Source organism: Streptomyces sp. GL_141 (assembly GCF_057834385.1).
In genome coordinates this window covers 4,710,930-4,733,383 of the sequence record NZ_CM174402.1, presented here as the reverse complement: position 1 = coordinate 4,733,383, position 22,454 = coordinate 4,710,930, and the positions used below count along the sequence as shown (strand labels likewise).

18 protein-coding genes are annotated in these 22,454 nt (G+C 73.6%); 10 read left to right on the top strand and 8 right to left on the bottom strand.

Annotated features, from left to right (window positions below; all coding sequences use genetic code 11):
• Positions 1-3 precede the first annotated feature (3 nt).
• The 3 genes from AC3IX6_RS20870 to AC3IX6_RS20860 all read right to left on the bottom strand — a co-directional run bounded on the left by AC3IX6_RS20870 (position 4) and on the right by AC3IX6_RS20860 (position 4,306).
• Positions 4-1,602 carry an acyl-CoA carboxylase subunit beta gene (locus AC3IX6_RS20870; RefSeq protein WP_489363478.1) on the bottom strand — a complete coding sequence of 533 codons (1,599 nt, stop codon included), beginning with the start codon at positions 1,600-1,602 and terminating at the stop codon, positions 4-6.
• Entirely contained in the window at positions 1,599-3,422 is a 1,824-nt protein-coding gene (locus tag AC3IX6_RS20865; RefSeq protein ID WP_489371511.1) for an acyclic terpene utilization AtuA family protein, read from the bottom strand. The genes AC3IX6_RS20870 and AC3IX6_RS20865 overlap by 4 nt, the downstream gene beginning before the upstream one ends.
• 68 nt (positions 3,423-3,490) lie before the next feature.
• Positions 3,491-4,306: a TIGR03084 family metal-binding protein gene (locus tag AC3IX6_RS20860; protein ID WP_489363476.1), complete on the bottom strand. Its 816-nt coding sequence runs from the start codon at positions 4,304-4,306 to the stop codon at positions 3,491-3,493.
• Positions 4,307-4,632: 326 nt separating this feature from the next.
• Here AC3IX6_RS20860 and AC3IX6_RS20855 point away from each other — a divergent pair, with 326 nt between their 5' ends.
• Positions 4,633-5,316, top strand: coding sequence for an HAD family hydrolase (locus tag AC3IX6_RS20855; protein WP_489371510.1), 684 nt, complete (start codon positions 4,633-4,635; stop codon positions 5,314-5,316).
• A 25-nt stretch (positions 5,317-5,341) separates the two neighbouring features.
• Here the strand turns inward: AC3IX6_RS20855 and AC3IX6_RS20850 are convergent, their stop codons facing one another.
• Complete coding sequence (locus AC3IX6_RS20850) at positions 5,342-5,845, bottom strand: hypothetical protein (RefSeq protein ID WP_489363475.1); 504 nt, start codon at positions 5,843-5,845, stop codon at positions 5,342-5,344.
• A gap of 85 nt (positions 5,846-5,930) precedes the next feature.
• On the opposite strand from AC3IX6_RS20850, the gene AC3IX6_RS20845 reads away from it, so the two are divergent.
• The 4 genes from AC3IX6_RS20845 (at position 5,931) to AC3IX6_RS20830 (ending at position 9,211) form a co-directional block, all read left to right on the top strand.
• Positions 5,931-6,920, top strand: a complete 990-nt coding sequence (locus AC3IX6_RS20845; protein ID WP_489363473.1) for a helix-turn-helix transcriptional regulator — start codon at positions 5,931-5,933, stop codon at positions 6,918-6,920.
• Between the two features lie 39 nt (positions 6,921-6,959).
• Positions 6,960-7,214: a hypothetical protein gene (locus AC3IX6_RS20840; protein ID WP_489363471.1), complete on the top strand. Its 255-nt coding sequence runs from the start codon at positions 6,960-6,962 to the stop codon at positions 7,212-7,214.
• Positions 7,215-7,383: 169 nt separating this feature from the next.
• Complete coding sequence (locus AC3IX6_RS20835) at positions 7,384-8,358, top strand: hypothetical protein (protein ID WP_489363469.1); 975 nt, start codon at positions 7,384-7,386, stop codon at positions 8,356-8,358.
• 61 nt (positions 8,359-8,419) lie between these two features.
• Positions 8,420-9,211: a hypothetical protein gene (locus AC3IX6_RS20830; RefSeq protein ID WP_489363467.1), complete on the top strand. Its 792-nt coding sequence runs from the start codon at positions 8,420-8,422 to the stop codon at positions 9,209-9,211.
• On the opposite strand, the gene AC3IX6_RS20825 is transcribed toward AC3IX6_RS20830, so the two are convergent.
• Complete coding sequence (locus AC3IX6_RS20825) at positions 9,172-10,164, bottom strand: EamA family transporter (RefSeq protein ID WP_489363465.1); 993 nt, start codon at positions 10,162-10,164, stop codon at positions 9,172-9,174. The two genes, AC3IX6_RS20830 and AC3IX6_RS20825, sit on opposite strands and share 40 nt — an antisense overlap.
• A gap of 47 nt (positions 10,165-10,211) precedes the next feature.
• The gene (locus AC3IX6_RS20820; protein ID WP_489371509.1) at positions 10,212-13,142 is read right to left on the bottom strand and encodes an FAD-binding and (Fe-S)-binding domain-containing protein; all 2,931 of its coding nucleotides are present in this window, start codon (positions 13,140-13,142) and stop codon (positions 10,212-10,214) included.
• A 206-nt stretch (positions 13,143-13,348) separates the two neighbouring features.
• On the opposite strand from AC3IX6_RS20820, the gene serC reads away from it, so the two are divergent.
• The 3 genes from serC (at position 13,349) to AC3IX6_RS20805 (ending at position 16,268) form a co-directional block, all read left to right on the top strand.
• Positions 13,349-14,467 (top strand): phosphoserine transaminase, encoded by a 1,119-nt coding sequence (gene serC / locus AC3IX6_RS20815; protein WP_489363463.1) that lies wholly within the window; start codon positions 13,349-13,351, stop codon positions 14,465-14,467.
• Between the two features lie 375 nt (positions 14,468-14,842).
• Entirely contained in the window at positions 14,843-15,634 is a 792-nt protein-coding gene (locus tag AC3IX6_RS20810) for a hypothetical protein (protein ID WP_489363462.1), read from the top strand.
• Positions 15,627-16,268: a class F sortase gene (locus AC3IX6_RS20805; protein WP_489363461.1), complete on the top strand. Its 642-nt coding sequence runs from the start codon at positions 15,627-15,629 to the stop codon at positions 16,266-16,268. Before AC3IX6_RS20810 ends, AC3IX6_RS20805 begins: the two co-directional genes overlap by 8 nt.
• A gap of 46 nt (positions 16,269-16,314) precedes the next feature.
• Here the strand turns inward: AC3IX6_RS20805 and AC3IX6_RS20800 are convergent, their stop codons facing one another.
• Positions 16,315-16,899 (bottom strand): TerD family protein, encoded by a 585-nt coding sequence (locus AC3IX6_RS20800; RefSeq protein WP_489363460.1) that lies wholly within the window; start codon positions 16,897-16,899, stop codon positions 16,315-16,317.
• 167 nt (positions 16,900-17,066) lie between these two features.
• Between AC3IX6_RS20800 and AC3IX6_RS20795 the strand changes: the two genes are divergently transcribed.
• On the top strand, positions 17,067-20,228 hold the full coding sequence (locus AC3IX6_RS20795; protein WP_489363458.1) for a sacsin N-terminal ATP-binding-like domain-containing protein: 3,162 nt from the start codon (positions 17,067-17,069) through the stop codon (positions 20,226-20,228).
• A gap of 75 nt (positions 20,229-20,303) precedes the next feature.
• A complete protein-coding gene (locus tag AC3IX6_RS20790) occupies positions 20,304-21,377 on the top strand; it encodes a hypothetical protein (protein ID WP_489363457.1) in 1,074 nt (357 codons plus the stop codon).
• 21 nt (positions 21,378-21,398) lie between these two features.
• Here the strand turns inward: AC3IX6_RS20790 and AC3IX6_RS20785 are convergent, their stop codons facing one another.
• Positions 21,399-22,382, bottom strand: a complete 984-nt coding sequence (locus AC3IX6_RS20785; RefSeq protein WP_489363455.1) for an ArsR/SmtB family transcription factor — start codon at positions 22,380-22,382, stop codon at positions 21,399-21,401.
• Positions 22,383-22,454: the final 72 nt, after the last annotated feature.

Sequence of the window (22,454 nt, the reverse complement as noted above, 5' to 3'; positions counted from 1 at the left end):
GGCTCACATCCGGAAGACGCCGAAGCCGCCACGGGCGCCCTCGACGGGGGCGTTGTGGACGGCCGACAGGCACAGGCCGAGGACGGTACGGGTGTCGCGCGGGTCGATGACCCCGTCGTCGTACAGCCGTCCTGACAGGAACATCGGCAGGGACTCGGACTCGATCTGCGCCTCGACGAAGGCGCGCATGCCGGCGTCGGCCTCTTCGTCGTAGGGCTGCCCCTTCGCCGCGGCCGACTGCCGGGAGACGATGGAGAGCACGCCCGCCAGCTGGGCGGGGCCCATGACGGCGGACTTGGCGCTGGGCCAGGCGAAGAGGAAGCGGGGCTCGTAGGCGCGGCCGCACATGCCGTAGTGGCCGGCGCCGTAACTGGCGCCGATGAGGACGGAGAGGTGGGGGACCTTCGAGTTCGAGACCGCGTTGATCATCATCGAGCCGTGCTTGATGATGCCGCCCTGCTCGTACTCCTTGCCGACCATGTAGCCGGTGGTGTTGTGGAGGAAGAGGAGCGGGATGTCCCGCTGGTTGGCGAGCTGGATGAACTGGGCCGCCTTCTGCGATTCCGCGCTGAACAGCACCCCTTGGGCGTTGGCGAGGATGCCGACCGGGTAGCCGTGCAGGCTCGCCCAGCCGGTGACCAGGCTGGTGCCGTAGAGGGGCTTGAACTCGTCGAAGTCGGAGGCGTCGACGATCCGGGCGATGACCTCGCGCGGGTCGAAGGGGGTCTTCAGGTCGGCGGGGACGATGCCGAGGAGTTCCTCCGGGTCGTGGAGGGGTTCTTCGGCGCGTACCGGATCGGGCCGGGGCTTGCGGTGGTTGAGCCGGGCGACGACGCGGCGGGCCTGGCGGATGGCGTCGTGCTCGTCGAGGGCGTAGTAGTCGGCGAGGCCGGAGGTCCGGGCGTGCATGTCGGCTCCGCCGAGGGACTCGTCGTCGCTCTCCTCGCCGGTGGCCATCTTGACGAGCGGCGGGCCTCCCAGGAACACCTTGGAGCGGTCCTTGATCATGATGGTGTGATCGGACATGCCGGGGATGTACGCACCTCCGGCGGTGGAATTGCCGAAGACGACGGCGATGGTGGGAACGCCGTCGGCCGAGAGCCGGGTGAGGTCGCGGAAGATGGCGCCGCCCGGGATGAAGATCTCCTTCTGGGAGGGGAGATCGGCGCCGCCGGACTCGACGAGGCTGATGCAGGGGATCCTGTTCTGCCGGGCGATCTCGTTGGCCCGCAGGGCCTTCTTGAGCGTCCAGGGGTTCGAGGCGCCGCCGCGGACGGTGGGGTCGTTGGCGGTGACCAGGCATTCGACGCCCTCGACGGTGCCGATGCCGGTGACCATGGAGGCGCCGACCGGGTAGTCGCTGCCCCAGGCGGCGAGCGGGGACAGCTCCAGGAAGGGCGTGTCCGGGTCGAGGAGCAGCTCGACGCGCTCGCGGGCGAGGAGCTTGCCGCGGGTCCTGTGCCGGGCGGTGTACTTCTCGCCGCCGCCGGCGAGGGCCGCGGCGTGCGCGGCATCGAGCTCGGCGAGGCGTTCCAGGGCGGCGGTACGGGCCTGCGCGTGCTCGGGGGCGAGCGGGTCGACGGCGCTCTTGAGGCGGGTCACGGGGTCCCCTCCGGGGCGGTGGTGGGTACGGGGATCTCCGCGGGTGGTGCCGGCAGGGCCGCGGTGGGCTCCGCGGGTGGTGTCAGCAGGGCTGCGGGGATGTCCACGTGGCGGGAGCGGAGCCACTCGCCCAGGGCCTTGGCCTGGGGGTCGAAGCGGTGGCCGGAGGCGACTCCGTCGCCGAGGATCCGGGTGATGGTGAAGTTGAGGGAGCGGAGGTTGGGGAGTGCGTGGCGGGTCACCTCCAGTGGGGCCGTTTCGGGGAGGAGTTCCTTGAACGCGTCGACGGTGAGGCTGCGGTGGAGCCACTCCCAGGCGGCGTCGTTCTCGGCCCAGACCCCGACATTGGCGTCTCCGCCCTTGTCGCCGCTGCGGGCTCCGACGAGGGTGCCGAGCGGCACCCTGCGGGTGGGGGTGGTGGGCGCCGGTGGCGCCGCCGGCTCGGGGGTGGCCAGGGCCTGCGGCTCAGGGGTGGACGGAGCCTGCGGCTCGGGGGCCGTGGGCCCTGCGGGGCTTTCCCCCACCCCGCCCCTTCCCGAAACCGGGCTCCGCCCGGGCCCTTCGGGGGCTCCGCCCCCGGACCCCCACGCCTCAAACGCCGGCGAGGCTGGATTGACCCGGGTGCCGTCCGCGAGGACCGCCGTGTGGGGGACCTCGGCGGTCGGGACCGTGGTCGAGGCGAAGACTCCGTACGGCTGGGCCGGGGACGGAGGGGCCGTGACGTGGAAGCCCGGGTAGCTGGCCAGGGCCAGTTCGACGGCCGCCGAGGTCAGGGCGCGGCCCACCCGGTCGGGGGACGGATCCCGGACGACCAGGCGGAGCAGCGCACTCGCGGTCTCCTCCGTCGCCGCGTCCTCGTGATCCGTACGGGACAGGGTCCAGGTGGCGGAGGCCACCGGCGCGAGCAGTGCGGCCAGTTGCTCCCGCACCAGCGCCGCCTTCGCGTCGACGTCCAGGCCCGTCAGGACGAAGACGACCTCGTTGCGCCAGCCCCCGATGCGGGTCACTCCCACCTTGAGGGTCGTGGGCGGGGCTTCCCCGCGGGTACCCGAGACCGCCACCCGGTCCGGGCCGGCCTGGGTCAGCCGGACCGTGTCCAGGCGGGCCGTCACGTCGGGGCCGAGGTAGCGGACGCCCTGGGTTTCGTAGAGGAGTTGCGCCGTGACCGTACCGACGGAGACGACACCACCCGTGCCCAGGTGCTTCGTGATGACCGACGAGCCGTCCTCCGCGATCTCCGCCAGCGGAAACCCGGGCCGGGACACGTCGTGGCGGGTGAAGAAGGCGTAGTTGCCGCCCGTGGCCTGGGTCCCGCACTCCAGTACGTGGCCCGCCACCACCGCCCCGGCCAGCCGGTCGTGGTCCTCCGGCGCCCAGTCGAACCACCAGGCCGCGGGCCCGCTCACCAGGGCCGCGTCCGTGACCCGGCCGGTCACCACCACGTCCGCGCCCGCCCGCAGGCAGGCCGTGATCCCGGCGCCGCCGAGGTAGGCGTTCGCGGTGAGCGCGCCCTCCCCGTACGGCATCGGGGAGGCCATCAGGTCGTCGCCCTCCACGTGGGCGACGGAGACGGGGACGGACAGCTTCGCGGCCAGCGCGCGTACCGCTCCGGCGAGTCCCGCCGGGTTCAGGCCGCCCGCGTTCACGACGATCCGTACGCCCCGCTCGTGGGCGAGGCCCAGGCACTCCTCCAACTGGCGCAGGAAGGTTTTGGCGTAGCCGAGTTCCGGGTTCTTCAGGCGGTCGCGGCCCAGGATCAGCATGGTCAGCTCGGCCAGGTAGTCCCCGGTCAGCACGTCGAGCGGGCCGTCCGTCAGCATCTCGCGCAGGGCGTCGAAGCGGTCCCCGTAGAAGCCCGACGCGTTGCCGATCAGCAGGGGGCGCCGGGTCACCGCGAGGCCCCCGGCGTACGGCCCGGGCCCGCCGGACCGGCGAAGGCCTGGGCGATGTCGAGCCAGCCGTCGGCGTCGGGGCCGGACGCCGTCAGGGCCAGGTCGGTGCGGTGGGCGCGCTGGGTCACCAGCAGGCAGAAGTCCAGCGCCGGGCCGGTGACCCGCTGCGGCGCGTCCTCGGGGCCGTACGTCCACACCTCACCGGGGGCTCCCGGAACCGTCAGCTCCACCCGGAACTCCCCCGCCGGCGCGGGCAGTCCCCGTACCGCGTACGCGTAGTCGCGCGCCCGCACCCCGATCCGCGCCACGTGCCGCAGCCGGGCCGTCGGTACGCGGCGCACGCCGAGGGCGTCGGCGACGTCCTGGCCGTGCGCCCAGGTCTCCATCAGGCGGGCGCTCGCCATCGACGCGGCCTTCATCGGCGGCCCGTACCAGGGGAACCTGGCGTCGGGCGAGGCCGCGGCCAGGGCCCCGTCGAGAGCGGTACGGCCCTCGCGCCAGCGGGCGAGCAGCTCGGCGGGGGCCAGCGCGGCGCCCTCCTCGGCTCCCGCGTCGACGAAGGAGTCGGGGGCCTTCAGGGCTTCCTCGACCAGCCCCGCGAAGGCGGTGGCGTCGGTGAGGGCGAGCAGCGCGGCCCGGTCGGTCCAGTGCAGGTGGGCGATCTGGTGGGCGAGGCTCCAGCCGGGTGCGGGCGTGGGCCTCGCCCAGTCGGAGGCGGGCAGTTCCCCGACCAGGGAGTCGAGTTCCCGGCCCTCCTCGCGGAGATCGGCGAAGACGGCGAAGACGTTCTCGACAGCGGACGGATCGGGCACGGGTGCGCTCCCCTTCTCGGCGTGAGGGGAAGCGTGGCAGCCGCCGGGAAAACAATCAAGCGTGCTTGCATTTATTTTTTGGGAGGTGAACGGGGCCCGGTGGGCTTGGACTTGGGCCGGCCGCCGGGCCACGGCGGGCAGCATCCAGGCACGGGCTCCACGTGCGGGATCCCTGTGCCGGACCGGGGCTTGCGCGGGGCGTACGCCGCGGCGAAGATCCACTCATGGCCGAGCGCGAGAACAAGAACGCCGACGGGGACACCGGGAACGCGAACCGGGGCGCGGACAGCGACGACGGTGTGCTCGCCGGCTCCGTCAAAGGCGTGATGTTCGACTTCTCCGGCACCCTCTTCCGGGTCGAGCCCACCGAGGACTGGCTGCGCGCGGTCGTGGCGGACGCCGGCATCGACCTGCCCGAGGCCGAACTCGTCGCCTGCGCGGCCCTGCTCGAAGAGGCGGGCGCCCTGCCGGGCGGCGCCTCGCCGCGGCGGCTGCCGGCCCGGCTGGAGCCGCTGTGGCGGGAGCGGGACCTGAGCCCCGAGCAGCACCGGGCCACCTACACCGCCCTCACCCGGGAGGTGCCGCTGCCCTCCCCGGAGCTGGCCGACGCCCTCTACGAGCGGCACTGGACCCCCGCGGCCTGGCGGCCCTACCCCGATACCGCGGCCACGCTCGCCGCCCTGCACGAGCGGGGCGTCCCCGTCGCCGTCGTCAGCAACATCGGCTGGGACCTGCGCCCCGTCTTCCGCGCCCACGGGCTCGACCGGTTCGTCGGCGCCTACGTGCTCTCCTTCGAGCACGGGGTCCAGAAGCCCGATCCCCGCCTGTTCCGGGTCGCCTGCGAGGCGCTCGGGGCGGCGCCCGCGGACGTGCTCATGGTCGGCGACGACCCCGTCGCGGACGCGGGCGCGGCGGCGCTGGGATGCACGGTCCGGCTGGTCGCACACCTGCCGGTCGAGCAGCGGCCGGACGCGCTGAGCACCGCGCTCGGGCAGCTCGGGCTGCTCTGACGGCCACCACCGTCAGCCACCACCGTCAGCCGGCAGTGGCGGCACCGGCAGCCCCGGCAGTGGCGGCGCCGGCCGCCCGCCTGCTGAAGTCCATCGTCCAGTTGTGGACCCAGCTCGCGCCCTCGTCGGCCGAGAAGAACTGCTCCCAGCGCGGGGAGTCCGTCTCCGTCCGCGACCACAGGAACCGCACCAGGACGGCCTTGCCCTCGTAGGTGTCCTCGCCCTCGAAGACGCCCGTACCCGTGGCCGCGTCGAACCGTCCGGCGACCGGCGGGAAGAGCGTTCCGGTCCGGCGGCTCGCCCAGTTCAGGGTCCACTGGTCGCGCTCGGGGTCGTAGAGCCGCAGGGTCAGTCCCGCGAACCCCTTCGTCGGGAACTCGATCTCGTCGAAGCTCGCGGCGCCGTCGAAGTGACGGGTGGCCCGGGACACCGCCGGAAACGCGTCCCAGCCGCTGTCCGCGTCCAGGAAGTCGGCGAGCCAGCGGTTGGTGACGTCCCAGGTGCCGGCGAGGAAGTCGAAGTCGTTCATGTGCGCTCTCCCCGTGATCTGTTCTCTGCGCTGACGGGGGAACCGTAGGAGCACTTCACTGACATCCTGTGGCAGTGAAGTGCACGTGAAGTCCAGCCGGCTGCTCTCGATCCTGCTCCTGCTCCAGACCCGGGGCCGGATGACCGCCGCCGAGCTCGCCGGGGAGCTGGAGGTGTCGGTCCGTACGGTCTACCGCGACGCGGAGGCGCTGGCCGCCGCCGGCGTCCCGCTGTACGGCGACGCCGGACACAGCGGCGGCTACCAGCTCCTCGACGGCTACCGCACCCGCCTGACCGGTCTGGCCGCGGGCGAGGCCGAGGCCCTCTTCCTCACCTCCATGCCCGGACCGGCCGCCGAGCTGGGCCTCGGCCGGGCCCTGTCCACCGCCCAGCTGAAGCTGCGCGCCGCCCTGCCCGCGGAGCTGCGTGCGCAGGCCGACCGGATGCGGCTGCGGTTCCACCTGGACGCGCCCGGCTGGTACGCGGAGCACGAGGAGACCCCGCACCTGGCGCGGGTCGCCGACGCGGTGTGGCGGGGGCGGGTCGTCGAGGTCCGCTACCGGCGCTGGAAGGCGCCCCACGAGGTGGACCGGCGGCTGGCCCCGTACGGGCTGGTCCTGAAGGCGGGGCGCTGGTACCTGGTCGCGGGCCCGGCGGCCGTACCCGACACGGCCGCCGGACCCCCGCACACCTACCGGGTGGACCAGATCCTCTCGGTGCGCGAGACCGGCGAGGAGTGCGCGCTCCCGGACGGCTTCGAGCTGGCCTCCCACTGGCGGCGCACCCAGACGGAGTTCCACGAGCGGCTGCACCCGGAGGAAGCGGAGGTACGGGTCTCCGCGCGGGCCGCCGCCCGGCTGACCGGCGCCCAGGCCAGGGCCCTGGCCGCCACCGGGACCCCGGACCCCGAACTGCCCGGGTGGACCAGGGCGGTGCTGCCGATCGAGTCGCAGGACCACGCGGAGGCGCAGTTCCTCGGGCTCGGCCCGGAGGCGGAGGTCCTGGCCCCGCCCGCCCTGCGCCGGCGCATCGGAGCGGCGGCCGCCGCTACGGCGGCGCGCTACGGGACCGGGTGAGCCCTTCCCTCCGGCGCGGGCGGCTGGGATGCTCCGCGCATGACGACTCGTCGGATGTACTTCGCGACCGCCGCCCTGAGCGCCCTCGCGCTGGGCGTGGCCATGTTCAGCGGCTGGGGCCAGGACTTCCCGGACGGGGACTCCCCCGGCTCCGGCTCCGCCGCCGGTTCCGCCGCCGGCTTCTCGCTCTTCGCCTGGGCCGCGGACTGGCCGACCGGGACGACCCGCGTCGAGGCGAACGTCCAGCACGCGGACGTGACGCCCCGGCCGGCCGGCGACATCATCTGGAACTGACGGGGCCCGACCGGAGGTGACGGTCCCGACCGGGACCGGCGGCGTGGCCTGAACTCGCCCCATCCCTCCCCGCACCACCCCTCAAACCCTCCTGGAACAACGGGAGTCGGTATACCGTCGTCGCCGACCACGACGGGCACGAGGTACGGGGCACGGGGGCTGGAGCGGCATGAGCGTCAACGTTCGCTATCGGGTGGAACGGATCGCGCTGGCCCTGATGTCCATATCGGGCGTCGTGGTCCTGATCGCGGACCTCTTCGGGTGGCTCGACGCGCTCGCTCCCGGAGGCGCGCTGCCCAAGGTCACCCTGCTCATCCTGAGCACGGTCACCGTCTTCCTCCTCCTGGAGATCGACCGCCTGCGCAAGCTCGACGATGTCGAGAACCAGGTCACCGCACTGAGTGAGACCGTCGGCAGCCGGATCACCGGCCTGGACGCGACGGTCGAGGCGCAGGTCACCCGGCTCGACGAAACCCTCAGGACGCAGGTCGCCCGGCTCGACAGCAGCTTCCAGGCGCAGCTCGCCAAGCTGGACGTCGACACCGTCGCGCAGCAGCTCAAGCAGGAGAACTACCTCGGCGTGATCCGGGTGCACGCGGAGTTCCCCGACGTGCTGTTCAACGCGTTCGTGGAAGGCGCCACCCAGGAGGTGACCATCCTGCAGACCTTCATCCCCAACCTCGCCCACTTCCAGCCCGCGCTGGAGAAGGCGCTGGTGGACCGCGGTGTCCCGGTGCGCATCATGCTCCTGTACCCCACCTCCCCCGTGGCGGGACTGCGCGACGAGGCCCTGCGCTCCGTACGGGACCCGGCCCTCGCGCCGGACGTGAAGGCCCGGGTGGAGATGTGCCTGGCCGGCCTCGCGGAGCTGCACAGGGCGGTCGGTCCGGCGGGCCGGGCACTGCTCAGGGTGCGGGTGTACAACTCCCTGCCGTCCATCGCGGTGCACAGGGCCGACGAGCATTTTCTGGTCAGTTCGTTCCTGCACGGCCAGCTGGCCGTCGACTCCGTCCAGACCGAGATCGACGGCAGCGACACCACGATGGGACGGCAGGTCCAGAAGGAGCTGGACACCCTGTGGGAGATCGGCCGCGACGTGCCGCTCCCCGACTGGCGCGAGTCGCTCCGAAACATCAACTGGTGATCCAGTTCCAGACCCAGGCCCAGATCCAGATCCAGATCCAGATCCACGGAAAGGTACGGCCATGCACGACTTGGGCGGCGCTCCCGACGAGAAGGACGGGCTGCACGAGCTGGACGGGTTCGAGAACGGGCTGATCGAGCGCTTCGAGGAGCATCCCGTCCTGGCGGGCATCACCCGGCTGCCCGACGAGGACTTCACGGCGCTCCTGCTCCAGCGGCGCTTCGTATCGCTCGCGTTCACCCCGTCCTACGACCTGGCCATCGACCTGCTGCGCGACGAGGAGGGGCTGCGGATCGCCCGGATCATCCTGCGCGAGGAGTACCCGGGCGCCCAGGGGCACGCGCCCTCGCACCGCGAGGACATGACCGAGGACCTGCGCCTGCTCGGCGTGTCCAGGGAGGCCCTGGTGGCGTCGAGGCCCACGGCCGCGACGCGGCGCGCCATCACCGAGACCCTCGAACTGATCGCGGACGCGGGCGGCCACGAAGACGCCGACCTGCGGCTGCTGACCTTCCTCCGCTTCTGGGGCGAGGTGCTGGTCTCCGTCGAGTACGGGCGGCTGTGGGAACGGATGGGGCCGCTGTTCACGGGCGAGGGCGGCGGCCGCAACCGCTCGCGGTTCTACCACCCGCACCTGGTCCACGACGCGAAGACGCATTCGCTCGCGACCGTGTCCCTGCTGTCCGACACCCACTCCGACCGGCTGGCCGCGCGGGTGACCGAGCTCCTCGCCCGGTCGGAGGGGGCCGCGGGGACCGCCGGCTTCAAGGAGACCGAGGAGCGGGCGCTGCGGCTCAAGGCCGGCTTCTACGATCAGTTCCTGCCCGCGCTGGACTCCTCGACGACGGCCTGAGCACCGGACGGCCGCGGGCGGGTCTGTGAGCGGACCGCGCCCATGCTCGCCACGATGACCAGCGCGATCGCCGCCGCGTCGAGCGCCGACAGCGCCTGGTTCAGGATCAGGAACCCGGCCGTCGCGGCGATCGCGGGCTCCAGGCTCATCAGGATCGCGAAGGTCGGCGCCGGGAGCCTGCGCAGGGCGAGCAGCTCCAGCGTGTAGGGCAGGACCGAGGACAGCACCGCCACGCCGAGGCCCAGGAGCAGGGTGCTCGGGCGCAGCAGGGCCGAGCCGGCTTCGATCACGCCGAGCGGCAGGGACAGTACGGCGGCCACGGCCATCGCCAGGGCCAGCCCGTCCGCCTGCGGGAACCGGCGGCCGGTCCGCGCGCTGAACACGATGTACGCCGCCCACATGCCGCCGGCCGCGAGGGCGAAGGCCATCCCCAGCGGGTCGAGCCCGCCCAGGCCGCCTCCGCCGTGGGTGGACAGCAGGACGACTCCGGCCAGCGCCAGCCCGGCCCACAGCAGGTTCAGCAGGCGGCGGGAGACCACGACGGAGAGCACCAGCGGGCCCAGCACCTCCAGGGTGACGGCGGGGCCGAGGGGGATCCGGTCGATGGCCTGGTAGATGAAACCGTTCATGCCGGCCATGGCCACGCCGAACCACACCACGGTCGACCAGTCGGAGCGGGAGTACCCGCGCACCTTGGGGCGGCAGACGAGCAGCAGCACCAGCGCGGCCGCGGCGAGGCGCAGCGTGACCACGCCGGCCGCGCCGGCCCGCGGCATGAGCATCACCGCGAGGGCGGCGCCGAACTGCACCGAGACGCCCGCCGTGACCACCAGGGCGACGGGGCCGAAGCGGGCCCGGAAGGAGCTGTCCGCGGGGGCGGCGGCGGGGTCGAGGGCGGTTGCGGTCGCCTTCGCTCGCGAGGGCTCGGTGGGCGTGGCGGTGGGTGCGGGCATTTATCCAGATTAGGGGGTGGGTAAGGACCATGCGTCCGTGTTTTGCCTTACATCCCGTGTACGCCCGGTTCCGGCGAGCCTTCGGGCAGCCCCTCGGGCAACGCCCCGGGCCATCCCTCGGGCAGCCCCTCCGCCAGGACCTCCGCCAGGTGGCGGGCCGCCCGGCCGCCGGCCAGCTGCGCGATCTGCGTCCGGCAGGAGAAGCCGTCCGCCAGCACCTCCGTACCCGGCGCGGCCGCCCGCAGCGACGGCAGGAGCTGTTCCTCGGCGCAGGCCACGGAGACCTCGTGGTGTCCGGGCTCGAAGCCGAAGTTGCCCGCGAGGCCGCAGCAGCCGCCGCTGAGCTCGCCCGTCAGCCCGGCGCGTTCGCGCAGCCGCCGGTCGGCGGCGTCCCCGAGGACGGCGTGCTGGTGGCAGTGCGTCTGGCCGGCGACCGGCCGGTCCAGGCGGGGCGGCTGCCAGTGCGGGGCGTACTCCTCCAGGGTCTCGGCGAAGGTGCGGACGGCCGCCGCGAGGCGGGGTGCGCGGGGGTCCTCCGGGAGGAGGGCGGGCAGATCGGTGCGGAGCGCTGCCGCGCAGCTCGGTTCGAGGACGGTGACGGGGCCCTGCGGGTCGCCCACGGCGTCCAGGGTGCGGCGCAGGACCCTGCGGGCGGCGTCGAGGCGGCCGGTGGAGACGTAGGTCAGCCCGCAGCAGACGCGGCCCGTCTGGACCACGGGGTCCAGGCCGGCGGCCCGCAGCACGCGGGTGGCGGCGTGGCCGGCCTCGGGAGCGAGGTACTCCGTGAACGTGTCCGGCCACACCGTCACGACGGTCCCGCCGCCCCCGTGCCCGGGCATGCCCTGCGGGCAGCCGTCCCCTACCCGCCCTTCCACCGTTCCCCGAGGCTGCGCCCCGGACCCCCTGGGGCTCCGCCCCGGACCCCGCGCCTCACACGCCGGCGAGGCCGAATTTTCCCGGCGGAGCCGGAAGATCCAGCTCGTCCGGCGTGTGAGGACCGGGTCCGGGCGGAGCCCGGGGAACGGCGGAAGGGCGGGTAGGGGACCAGCCCCCGCGGAGCGGACCGCAGCACGCCACGCGCGGGTGAACGGGGTCCGGGCCAGCCGGGGCAAGGGCCGGGCCCGCTCCAGGCCCGGGACGCGGAGGAAGCGGGAGACGAGGTTCAGCGGGCGGGCCAGGCGGAGGGCAGCGATCAGGCGGAGCCAAGCCGGCAGCCCGCCCAGGGCGTAGTGGGACAGCGGGCGCAGCCGGCCCGCCCAGTGGCGGTGGAGGAACTCCGCCTTGTGGGCGGCCATGTCGACCCCGACCGGGCAGTCGCTGCGACAGCCCTTGCAGCCGAGGCACAGATCGAGCGCCTCGGCGACCTCCGCCGACCGCCAGCCGTCGGTCACGATCTCCCCGGCCAGCATCTCGTGCAGCAGCCGGGCCCGCCCCCGCGTGGAGTGGCGCTCCTCGCCCGTGGCCCGGTACGAGGGGCACATGACCCCCGGCCCCCCGACCTCCGTCGTGCGGCATTTCGCGACGCCGACGCACCGGGCGACCTCCCCCGCGAACGCGGAAGGCGGCAGCACGGCGAAGCGGAGGTTCTCGTCGAGGCGTGCCGGGCGGACCAGGATCCCGGGGTTCATGCCGCCCGCCGGGTCCCAGACCCGCTTGTAGGACTCGAAGAGCCCGATCACCGAAGGCCCGTACATCCGCGGCAGCAGCTCCGCCCGCGCCTGCCCGTCCCCGTGCTCCCCGGACAGGGAGCCCCCGTGCGCGACCACGAGGTCGGCGAGGTCCGAGGAGAAGGCCCGGAAGCGGGCCACGCCCGGCGCCGTCACCAGATCGAAGTCGATCCGCACGTGCACGCAGCCCTCGCCGAAGTGGCCGTACGGGGATCCCCGCAGCCCGTGCTGCGCCAGCAGGGCCCGGAATTCCCGCAGGTAGGCGCCGAGCCGGGCGGGCGGCACCGCGCAGTCCTCCCACCCGGGCCAGGCCATGGTGCCGTCGGGCATCCGGGTCGCCGTGCCCGCCGCGTCCTCGCGGATCCGCCACAGGGCCCGCTGCGCCGCCGGGTCGGTGAGGAGCAGGCCGTCCACCGCGTCGGAGGCCCGCAGCAGGGCCCGGGCCGCGCCCTCGTCGCACATCTCCGCGAACAGCCAGGCCCCGCCCCGCGGGAGCCCGGCGGCCGCCGGGCCGACCAGGTCGGCCGCCATCCCCTCCACGGTCAGCGGCCCGTACCGGAGCAGCCCCGCCGCGGCCTGCGCCGCCGCGCTCTCGTCGGCGTACCCGAGGACGGCCAGCGCCGGTGCGGCGGGCAGTTCCACGAGCCGTACCACCGCCTCGGTGACCACCCCGAGCGTGCCCTCGCTCCCGCAGAACGCCCGGGCCACTTCCACACCCCGTTCGGGGAGCAGCGCGTCCAGGTCCCCGTAGCCGGAGATCCGCCGCGCGAAGCCGTCGGCCGGGCCGCCCGCCATGCCGGTGCGCAGGACCGCCAGGTTCCCCGACACCAGCTCCCGCAGCCCGTCCGGGGCGCCCTGCCAGCCGGTGCCGAGCCGGTGCGAGGAGCCGCCGTACGCCGTGACCGCCAGCTCGGCGACGTTGTCGGCGGTGGTCCCCCAGGCCACGGAGTGGGCCCCGCAGGCGTTGTTGCCGATCATCCCGCCGAGCGTGCACCGGGAGTGCGTGGAGGGGTCCGGCCCGAAGGTCAGCCCGTGCGGGCGGGCCGCGTCCCGCAGCCGGTCGAGGACCAGGCCGGGCTGGACGACGGCGGTGCGGGCGGCCGGGTCCAGGGAGACGAGGCCGTTCATGTGACGGGTGAGGTCCAGCACCACGCCGAGGCCCGTCGCCTGGCCCGCGATGGAGGTGCCGCCGCCGCGCGGGACGACCGGGACCCCGGCCGCGGCGCACACCGCGAGCGCGGCGGCCACGTCCTCGGCGTCGTACGGGGCGACCACGCCGACCGGGACGCGGCGGTAGTTCGAGGCGTCCATCGTCGTCAGGGCCCGGGCGGCGGCGCCGAAATCGACCTCTCCGCGCAGGTTCTTCCGCAGGGTCCGTTCGAGTTCACCGGGTGAGGTCACGGCGGACAGCCTCCCACCGCCGCGAGCCGGTATCCCACCGGCTCGCGTCTACGCGCGTCATCTCATCGGGTGGACGCGGCTCCAAGGGGTGGACCCGGACCGGATACGCTCCGCTTGTGGCCGAGATCCAGATTCCCGCTGACATCAAGCCCGCCGACGGACGCTTCGGCGCGGGCCCCTCCAAGGTGCGGACCGAGGCGCTGGACGCCCTCGCCGCCACCGGTACCTCCCTGATCGGAACCTCCCACCGCCAGGCTCCGGTCAAGAACCTGGTCGGATCGGTTCGCCAGGGCCTCCGGGACCTCTTCTCCCTCCCCGAGGGCTACGAGGTGATCCTGGGCAACGGCGGCTCCACCGCCTTCTGGGACATCGCGACCGCCGGTCTCATCGAGCGGAAGTCGCAGCACCTCACCTTCGGTGAGTTCTCCTCCAAGTTCGCCAGCGCCGCGAAGTCCGCGCCGTGGCTGGACGCGCCGTCGGTGATCTCCTCCGACCCGGGCACCCACCCGGACCCGGTGGCCGAGGCGGGCGTGGACGTGTACGCGTACACCCACAACGAGACCTCGACGGGTGTCGCGGCGCCGATCAAGCGCGTCGCGGGCGCCGACGCCGGTTCGCTCGTCCTGGTGGACGCGACCTCGGGCGCCGGCGGCCTGCCGGTGGACATCACCGAGACCGACGTCTACTACTTCGCCCCGCAGAAGTCCTTCGCCTCCGACGGCGGCCTGTGGCTGGCGGCGTTCTCCCCGGCGGCCCTGGAGCGCGCGGCCCGCGTGCACGCCTCCGGCCGGCACATCCCGGAGTTCTTCTCGCTGCCGACGGCGATCGACAACTCGCTGAAGAACCAGACGTACAACACCCCGGCGCTCTCCACCCTCTTCCTGCTGGACCAGCAGCTGGAGTGGATGAACAGCCAGGGCGGTCTGGAGTTCACGACCGGCCGTACGTCGGCCAGCGCGGCCCACCTGTACGGCTGGGCCGAGGCGTCGAAGTACGCGAGCCCGTTCGTCGCGGACTCCGCGAAGCGTTCGGCCGTCATCGGCACGATCGACTTCTCGGACGACATCGACGCGGCCGCGGTCGCCAAGGTGCTGCGCGCCAACGGCATCGTGGACACCGAGCCGTACCGCAAGCTCGGCCGCAACCAGCTCCGCATCGCGATGTTCCCGGCGATCGACCCGGCGGACGTGCAGGCGCTGACCGCGTGTGTCGACTACGTCATCGAGAACCTCTGACCGATCCGGTCCCCGACCGTCCGACACGCTCCGGAGCCCCCGGTGACACTTCGTCACCGGGGGCTCCGCGTCGTCCGCGGCCCGCCTGAAGGGGGTCCGAGCCGGTCCTGAACGAGTCCTGGACGAGTCCTGAACGAGTCCTGAAGTACGAAGTCCCGCGCGCGGCCCGGAACCCCGGGACCTTCGTCCCAAAAATCGGGGCAAAGAGCCCGCAAACGGCAGCCCCCCACCCCCTCCACCGCCTGCGCCTTTATGCCGCGGGACCTTCGGCAGGGGCCCCTCCCGGCCCCTCGGAGGGGCGCAACCAACCGCCCCAGGATGTCCCTCATGTCTGGTGTGCCGGGAACGAACCCCGGCCCGTTCAGGAGGAACCCCATGCGCAAGGCACTTACCTTCTCGGCGATCGCCCTCGCCTCGTCTATGGCCCTGGCCGTCCCCACCGCCGCGTTCGCCGCCGACTCCACCCCGACCGCGCACAGCAGCGCGAGCCCCGAGGCGGCCCCGGTGGCCCTGAAGCTCTCCGTCTCCTCCGGCAAGCCGGGCGACTCCGTCCAGATGTCGATGGAGGTCCCGGACGGCTCGACGAACCTGTCGATCTCCTCCAAGGCCCTGAACGACGTCAAGATGACCGACGGGCGCGGCGCCACCGCCACGATCGCCAAGGTCGCCGACGGCTCCTACGGCGTCTCCCTCACCGGCACGGGCCCCGACGGCAAGAAGATCCAGGCCACCACCCAGCTCACGGTCAAGGACGGCAAGCCCGCCCCGACGCCGACCACCTCCACGCTGAGCCTGTCCAAGGACAACGGCAAGCCCGGCGACAAGATCCAGGTCACCATCAAGACGGCGCCGAACGAGAAGAGCGCCTTCGTCAAGTCCGACGCCTTCGGCGGCCAGGTCAACCTGAAGAACGACGGCAAGGGCGTCTGGACCGGCACCGCGGTCGTCGCCAAGGACGTCAAGTCCGGCTACTACGGCGTCGACGCCTTCGCGGGCGGCAAGAAGTTCGACACCGTCAAGTTCTCCACCGACGCCACCGGCCCGGTCAACCCGAAGCCGAAGCCGGCCCCGGTCGACCCGAGCCACCACAAGACCCCCAAGGGTTCCGTGAACACCGGCCAGGCCCCGCTCGGCTGGGTCCCCTCGGACGCCGCGAACCATGGCTGAGCAGTCCACCCCCGAACGCGCCCCTCGCCGGAGCGGCCGCGCACTGCGCGTGGCCGCCCTGGCGGGCGCCGCCGGCCTCACGGCCTTCCTGATCACGTCCTGCGGCTCCGGCGGTGACGGCGGCGGCGCGGTCAAGAACAACCCGGCCGACGCCAAGGCCGCCTCGGTGCTGAACGCCTCCGTCCCGGACCGCATCGTGATCCCGGACATCAAGGTCGACGCCCCGCTCGACACCGTCGGACTCGACGCCCAGGGCGTCATGCAGGAGCCCGACTTCGCCAAGCCCAAGGACGCGGCCTGGTACAAGGATGGCCCGACCCCCGGGGAGAAGGGCGCGGCCGCCATCGTCGGGCACATGGACACCCCCCAGGCGCCCGAGGCCGTCTTCTACAACCTCAAGAAGCTGAAGAAGGACGAGAAGATCGAGGTCCACCGCGACGACGGCTCCACCGCCGTCTTCGCCGTGGACGAGGTCGACACCTTCAAGAAGGACCGGTTCCCGACCGACAAGGTCTACGGGGACACCCACGGCAAGGCCGAGCTCCGCGTCATCACCTGCGGCGGCGACCTCACCAAGGACCGCCACTGGGACGCCAACGTCGTGGTGTTCGCCCACCTCGTCGGGCAGGAATAGCCCTCTCCTTCGACTGCTTCGGCTACTTGGCTACTTGGCTACTTGGCTACTTGGCCACGGCGAAGCGCATCAGGGCCTGCTCGTCGCCCGGCTTGATCTTCCCGGTCTCGTTGATGACCTGGAGCTTCCAGCCGGCGCCGTCCCGGATCGCCTTGGCCACGGCGCAGCCGTTGTCCGTGCCGAGCAGGCTCGGCCAGATGTCGGCGACCTGCTGGGTGCTGCCGCCCGTGCCGTCGTACACCTTGAAGCTGATGTTGCGGGCGCTCTGGAAGGAGCTGCCCTTCTTGTACGCGGCGGCGACGAAGACGATGGACGTGACGTTGCCCGGTATCCGGGCGAACTCGACGGTCACCGTCTCGTCGTCGCCCTCGCCGTGGCCGGTCTGGTTGTCCCCGCTGTGCAGCAGCGAGCCGTTGCCCATGGGGTCCAGGGAGTCGAGACCGGCGAGGCGGACCGGGTCCGCCCCCTGCATCGCGATCGCGATCAGGTCCAGGTCGGTGCCGATCTTCCGCTTGAACTTCCCCATCAGGCCGCCGCTGCTGCCCACGGTCGGGTCCCACGAGACGCCGATGGACAGGTGGGTTACGCCGCCCAGGTCCGCGGGGCCGTCTTCCTTGGTGAGCGTGATCATGCGCAATCCTCACAAATAGCAGTGCGATACCGACTCCTGAAGTCTGCCTGAAGCCGGTTCGTTTGCGGAGCCGCTCGACGCACGCGATACCTTCAGGGCCTCGGCATCCGGCGTTCCCCGGATGCCGTACAGCGCAGTACAGCGCAGTACAGCTTGGAGGCAGCAGCGTGAGCGTGCGAGTGACGGCGGCCCAGGACGGCGTGGACCCCTTCGGCACGGCCCGGCTGCGACGCGGGGTGCTCGACGCCTGGGGCGCGGGCCCGGCCCGCTTCCGCGAGGACGCCAACGCCGAGGAGGACCTGGCCCTCGGCGGCTACCGCGACCGGCTCGTCGTCGAGCTCGCGCAGAACGCCGCCGACGCGGCCGCTCGCGCCGGGGTCCCCGGCCGGCTGCGGCTCACCCTGCACGCGGGCACCGACCAGCCCGACGGGCACGCGCTGCTCGCCGTCTCCAACACCGGCTCCCCGCTGGACGCCACCGGCGTGGAGTCGCTGTCCACGCTGCGCGCCTCCGCCAAGCGCGACGACTCCTCCGGGAGCGTCGGCCGCTTCGGCGTCGGCTTCGCCGCCGTCCTGGCCGTCTCCGACGAGCCCGCCGTCCTCGGCCGGCACGGCGGGGTGCGCTGGTCCCTGGCCGAGGCCCGGGAACTGGCCCGGGGCGCCTCCGTCGGCAGTTCCGGGCTCGGCGAGGAGCTGCGCCGCCGCGACGGCCACGTCCCGCTGCTGCGCCTCCCGCTGCCCGCCGAGGGCACCGCGCCCGAGGGCTACGACACCGTCGTGGTCCTCCCGCTGCGCGACGCCGCCGCCGAGGAGCTGGCCGCGCGGCTGCTCGCCGCCGTGGACGACGCCCTGCTGCTGACCCTGCCGGGGCTCGCCGAGGTCGTCGTGGACACTCCCGCCGGGGGCGTGCGGACGCTGACCCGTCGCGTCGAGGGCCCGTACACCGTCATCACCGACTCCGCCTCGGACGCCGCGTCCGGCCCCAGGCGATGGCGCACCGTCCGCCACTCCGGCCCCATCGAGAAGGCGCTGCTCGCCGACCGGCCCGTCGAGGAACGGCTGCGGCCCGTATGGGCGGTGTCCTGGTCCGTGCCCGTCGACGCCGAAGGCGCCCCGGTCCGCCCCGCGACCGCCCCCGTGGTGCACGCCCCGACCCCGACCGACGAACCGCTCGGCATCCCCGCGCTGCTCATCGCGACCCTGCCGCTGGACACCACCCGCCGGCACCCCGCGCCGGGACCGCTGACCGACTTCCTCGTGGAGCGTGCCGCCGACGCGTACGCCGAACTGCTCGGCTCCTGGGACCCGGTGAGCACCGCGCTCGTGGACCTCGTACCCGGCCCGCTCGGCAAGGGCGAGCTCGACGGGGCCCTGCGCGCCGCCGTCATCGCACGCCTGCCCCGTACGGCCTTCCTCGCGCCCGCCGCTCCCGGCGGGGAGCCCGGCGAACCCGAAGAGCGGGCCGCCCTGCGCCCCTTCGAGGCCGAGGTGGTGGAGGGCGCGGGCGCCGATACCGTACGGGTCCTCGCGGAGGTGCTGCCCACCCTGCTCCCCGCCGGGCTGGAACGCCGCCCCGAACTGCGCACCCTGGGCGTGGGCCGGCTGCCGCTGGGCGAGGCCATCGAGCGGATCGCCGGCATCGAGCGGACCCCCGAGTGGTGGTACCGGCTCTACGACAGCCTCGCCGGGGTCGACCCGGACCGGCTCTCCGGCCTCCCCGTGCCGCTGGCCGACGGACGCACCGCGATCGGGCCCCGCCACCTGCTGCTGCCGGGCGCGGACGCCCCGCGTTCGGGTGGCCCCGAGGCCCTGGCCCGGCTCGGCCTGAAGGTGGCCCACCCCGACGCCGTGCACCCGCTGCTGGAGAAGCTCGGCGCGCTCCCGGCGAGCCCGCGCGCCGTCCTGACCACCCCGCAGGTGCGGGCGGCCGTCGCGGCCTCCCTGGACTCCGGGGAGATCTGGGACGAGGACGCCCTCGACCCCGAGGAACTGGCCGACATCGTCCTCGGCCTGGTCCGCGACGCCGAGCTCTCCCCCGGCGACGAACCCTGGCTGGGCGCGCTCGCCCTGCCCGACGAGGACGGCGAGCCGACCCCGGCCGGCGAGCTGCTGCTGCCCGGCTCCCCGCTGGCCTCCGTGGTCCGCGAGGACGAGATCCCGTACGTGGACGCCGAGCTGGTGGAGCGCTGGGACGAGCGGACCCTCACCGCCGTGGGCGTCCTCGCCACCTTCCAGCTGGTCCGCGCCACCGACGTGGTCCTGGACCCCGACGAACTGGAGCCCCGCGACGGGGACTTCGCCGAGCCCGACGACGCCGGCCTGCTCGACGCCGTCGACGTGTGGTGCGAGGACCTCCTGGACCAGCTCCCCGACACCCCCGTGCCGCCGGTCGCCACCGAGCTGGTCGCCGTACGGGACCTCGACCTGGTCGACGACGACTGCTGGCCCCAGGCCCTGGCCATGCTGGCCCAGCCGCCGCTGCGCGACGCCCTGACCCAGCCCGTGCGGGTCCTGCTCCCGGACGGCACCACCCGCTCCGTGCGCTCGTACACCGCCTGGTGGCTGCGCGACCACCCGGTCCTGGACGGCCGCCGCCCCGCCGGCCTGCGCTCGGCGAACGGCGACCCGCTGCTGGCGGGCCTCTACACCCCGGCGGACGCCACCGGCTTCGAGGACGAGCAGGTCCTGCGGGCGCTGGGCGTACGCACCACCGTGCCCGCCCTGCTGGAGGAGCCGGGCGGCGCCGCCGAGCTGCTCGGCCGCCTCGCCGACCCGGACCGGGAGATCGGCGGACGCCAACTGCACGCCCTGTATGGGGCATTGGCGGATCTGGACCCCGAACAGGTCACCCTGCCCGACGAGCTGCGCGCGGTCGTGGACGGCGAGGTCGTCGTGGTCGACGCCTCCGAGGCGCTGATCGCGGACGCCCCCGACCTGCTCCCCCTGACGGCCGGCCTCCCGCTCCTTCCCGTCGCCCCGGCCCGGGCCGCCGACCTGGCGGAGCTGTTCCAGGTCCGGCGGCTCTCGGAGACGGTCCCGGCGGAGGTGACCACCGAGGGCGAGGAGCACGAGGTCCCCGAATCCGTGCACCAGCTCTTGGGCCCGGCCACCCCCAAGAGCTACGTGGAACACGAGGAACTCCAGGCGGGCGGCATCGAGCTCGACTGGCGCCGCACCCCGGACGGCACCCTGCACGCCTCCACCCTGGAGGGCGTCGCGGCGGCCCTCGCCTGGGCGGCGGGCCAGTGGCCGCGCCGCTTCGAGGTGGCGGCCCTCCTGGAGGACCCGTCCCGCACGGCGGAACTGGCCCGGGACCGCTGGTTCGACTAGGCCGTCCCTTTCGGATCCTGCCTGGCCATCGCCGCACCCCTACAACCATCCGGGCGCGCCGGGGATCATAAGGGCATGTCCTCTTCCCCTGTTCTGATCGGGCGCGGCGGCCGCGGCACGTCGGCCACCCTCGAAGCCGGCCACCTGCGGATCCAGCAGGGCCCGCAGTACACGCTCATCCCCCTCGCGGCCGTGCAAGAGGTCCGCGCGGGGGACGAGTTGCTCGTCGAGGTCGTACTGACCGACGGGGCCGTCCACCGGGTGAGCGGCGGCAATCCGACCGCCACCGCGGCCTTCGCCGCCGCCCTCGACCGCGCCCTTCCCGAGGGCCGGGACCCGGCCGGCAGCGCACTGGTCACCACCGGGTCGACGTCCGAGGAGGAGCCGCTCTGGCGCGGGGACGACGCGAGGGCCTCGCTCGGCACCGACCGGCTGCGCATCGTCCGGGGCGCTCGGAACACCGACATCCCGCTCGCCGCCGTCCGAGAGGCGCGCGTCGAGGGCAAGGGGCTCCTCCAGGTCGAACTGACCGACGGCGCCGTCCACCAGCTCCCGGGCGGGAAGCCGGCCGCCACCGCGGCCTTCGCCGGCGCCGTCAACGACGCCCTGCCCGCGGAGCGGGACCCGGCCGGCAGCGCGCTGGCCACCACCGGGGCCGTCCCCGACGGGGAACCGATCCGGCTCACCTGGAGGGCACACGGCCGGACCACCGCCATCGTGCTCGCGTACCTCGGCTACGTGATCTGGGCCGGCGTCACCCGCGGAGGGTTCGTCGCCGTGAACGTGGCCGTCACCGGGATACCGGTCTTCCTCGGCCTGGCCGCCCTCACCGCCGGGGTCTTCGCCACGTCCGTGCGGGTGAACCTGGCCCGGCGCGGCATCACGGTCGAGGCCGTCCGCGCCATCGACCCGCAGGGAAGCCCGTATCCCCCGTACGAGTTCACCGCCACGGACGGCGTCACGTACACGCACCACACGCGCAAGCACAAGACGCCGACCCTCCACGTCGTCTACGACGCCCTGCGCCCCTACCGCACGAAGGTCCCGGGTTCCCTCGTCCCGGTGGTGGTGCGGTACACCGCCGCCTACGCCTGCACGTTCGCGATGCTGGCCCTCGCCGGGTTCATGACCTACGAGACCTTCCACTGATCCCGCCGGACGGCCCGTCCGTCACCCCACCGGCGTGAGCAGGGCGTCCGCGATGGCCGTGCGGGCGTACAGGACCGAGCGGCCGGCGCGGTGGCCGGTGACCAGGCCCGCGTCGCGCAGGGCCGTGAGGTGCTGGGAGACGGCGGCGGCGGACAGGCCGCTGTGCCGGGCCAGTTGGGTGGTGGAGGCCGGGGTGTCGAGCTCGGCGAGCAGCAGGGTCCGGGAGCGGCCCAGTACGGCGGCCACCGCGTCGGTGGCCTTGGTGGCGCGGGGCTCCCACAGGGTGCCGATCCCCCGGGCCGGGTAGGCCAGTTGGAGCGGGTCGGGGGCCACCGAGCGGGTCAGGACCCGGGGCCAGGCGAAGGCGGAGGGCACCAGCAGCAGTCCGGCGCCGGTCTTGTCGCGCTCCAGGGAGCACTGCCGGCGGACCATGCGCAGGGTTCCGGCGTCCCAGCTGACGGTGGAATGGAGTTCGTTGAGGACGTGGGCGGAGCCGTGCTCGGCGACCTGCCGGGCCCGGTGGAACACGTCGGCTTCCAGGAGCTGGCGGACCCGGGGCCAGTAGGGTGCGAGCGCGAGTTCCCAGTAGGTCTGGATCTCGTCGGTGACCTTCTCCAGTACGGCTTCGGGGTCCTCGTGGAGCAGTTTCAGGCGCGCCGCCGGGCGGGACTTCACCGCGATGGTGGCCAGGTCGGCGCGCACGTTGGCCGGGGTGCTCGCGCGGATGGCGGTCAGTTCGGCGGCCAGTTCCGGGAAGGGGCCGGCCGGGGTCGGGTTGAGGAAGTCGGCGAGGTAGCCGTCGCCCGGGATCAGGGCGGCGAGCCAGCCCCGGTCCAGGCCCGCGCTCAGCAGCCGGGGCCTCACCTGGGCGGCCCAGCGGCGGTGCAGCGGCGGATCGGTCTCGACGTTCAGCAGCCGGAAGCTGGTGACGACCTCCCACATCGGCGAGACCGCGAAGCGGGTCTGTGCCAAATCGGCCGCCGAGAAGCTCAGTTCGTATTCCATGACCCCGCGTACCCCCGTAGCCGCCCAATGGATTCGGTCCCACCTTAATCAATAGGACCTGCGGGCGTCCCG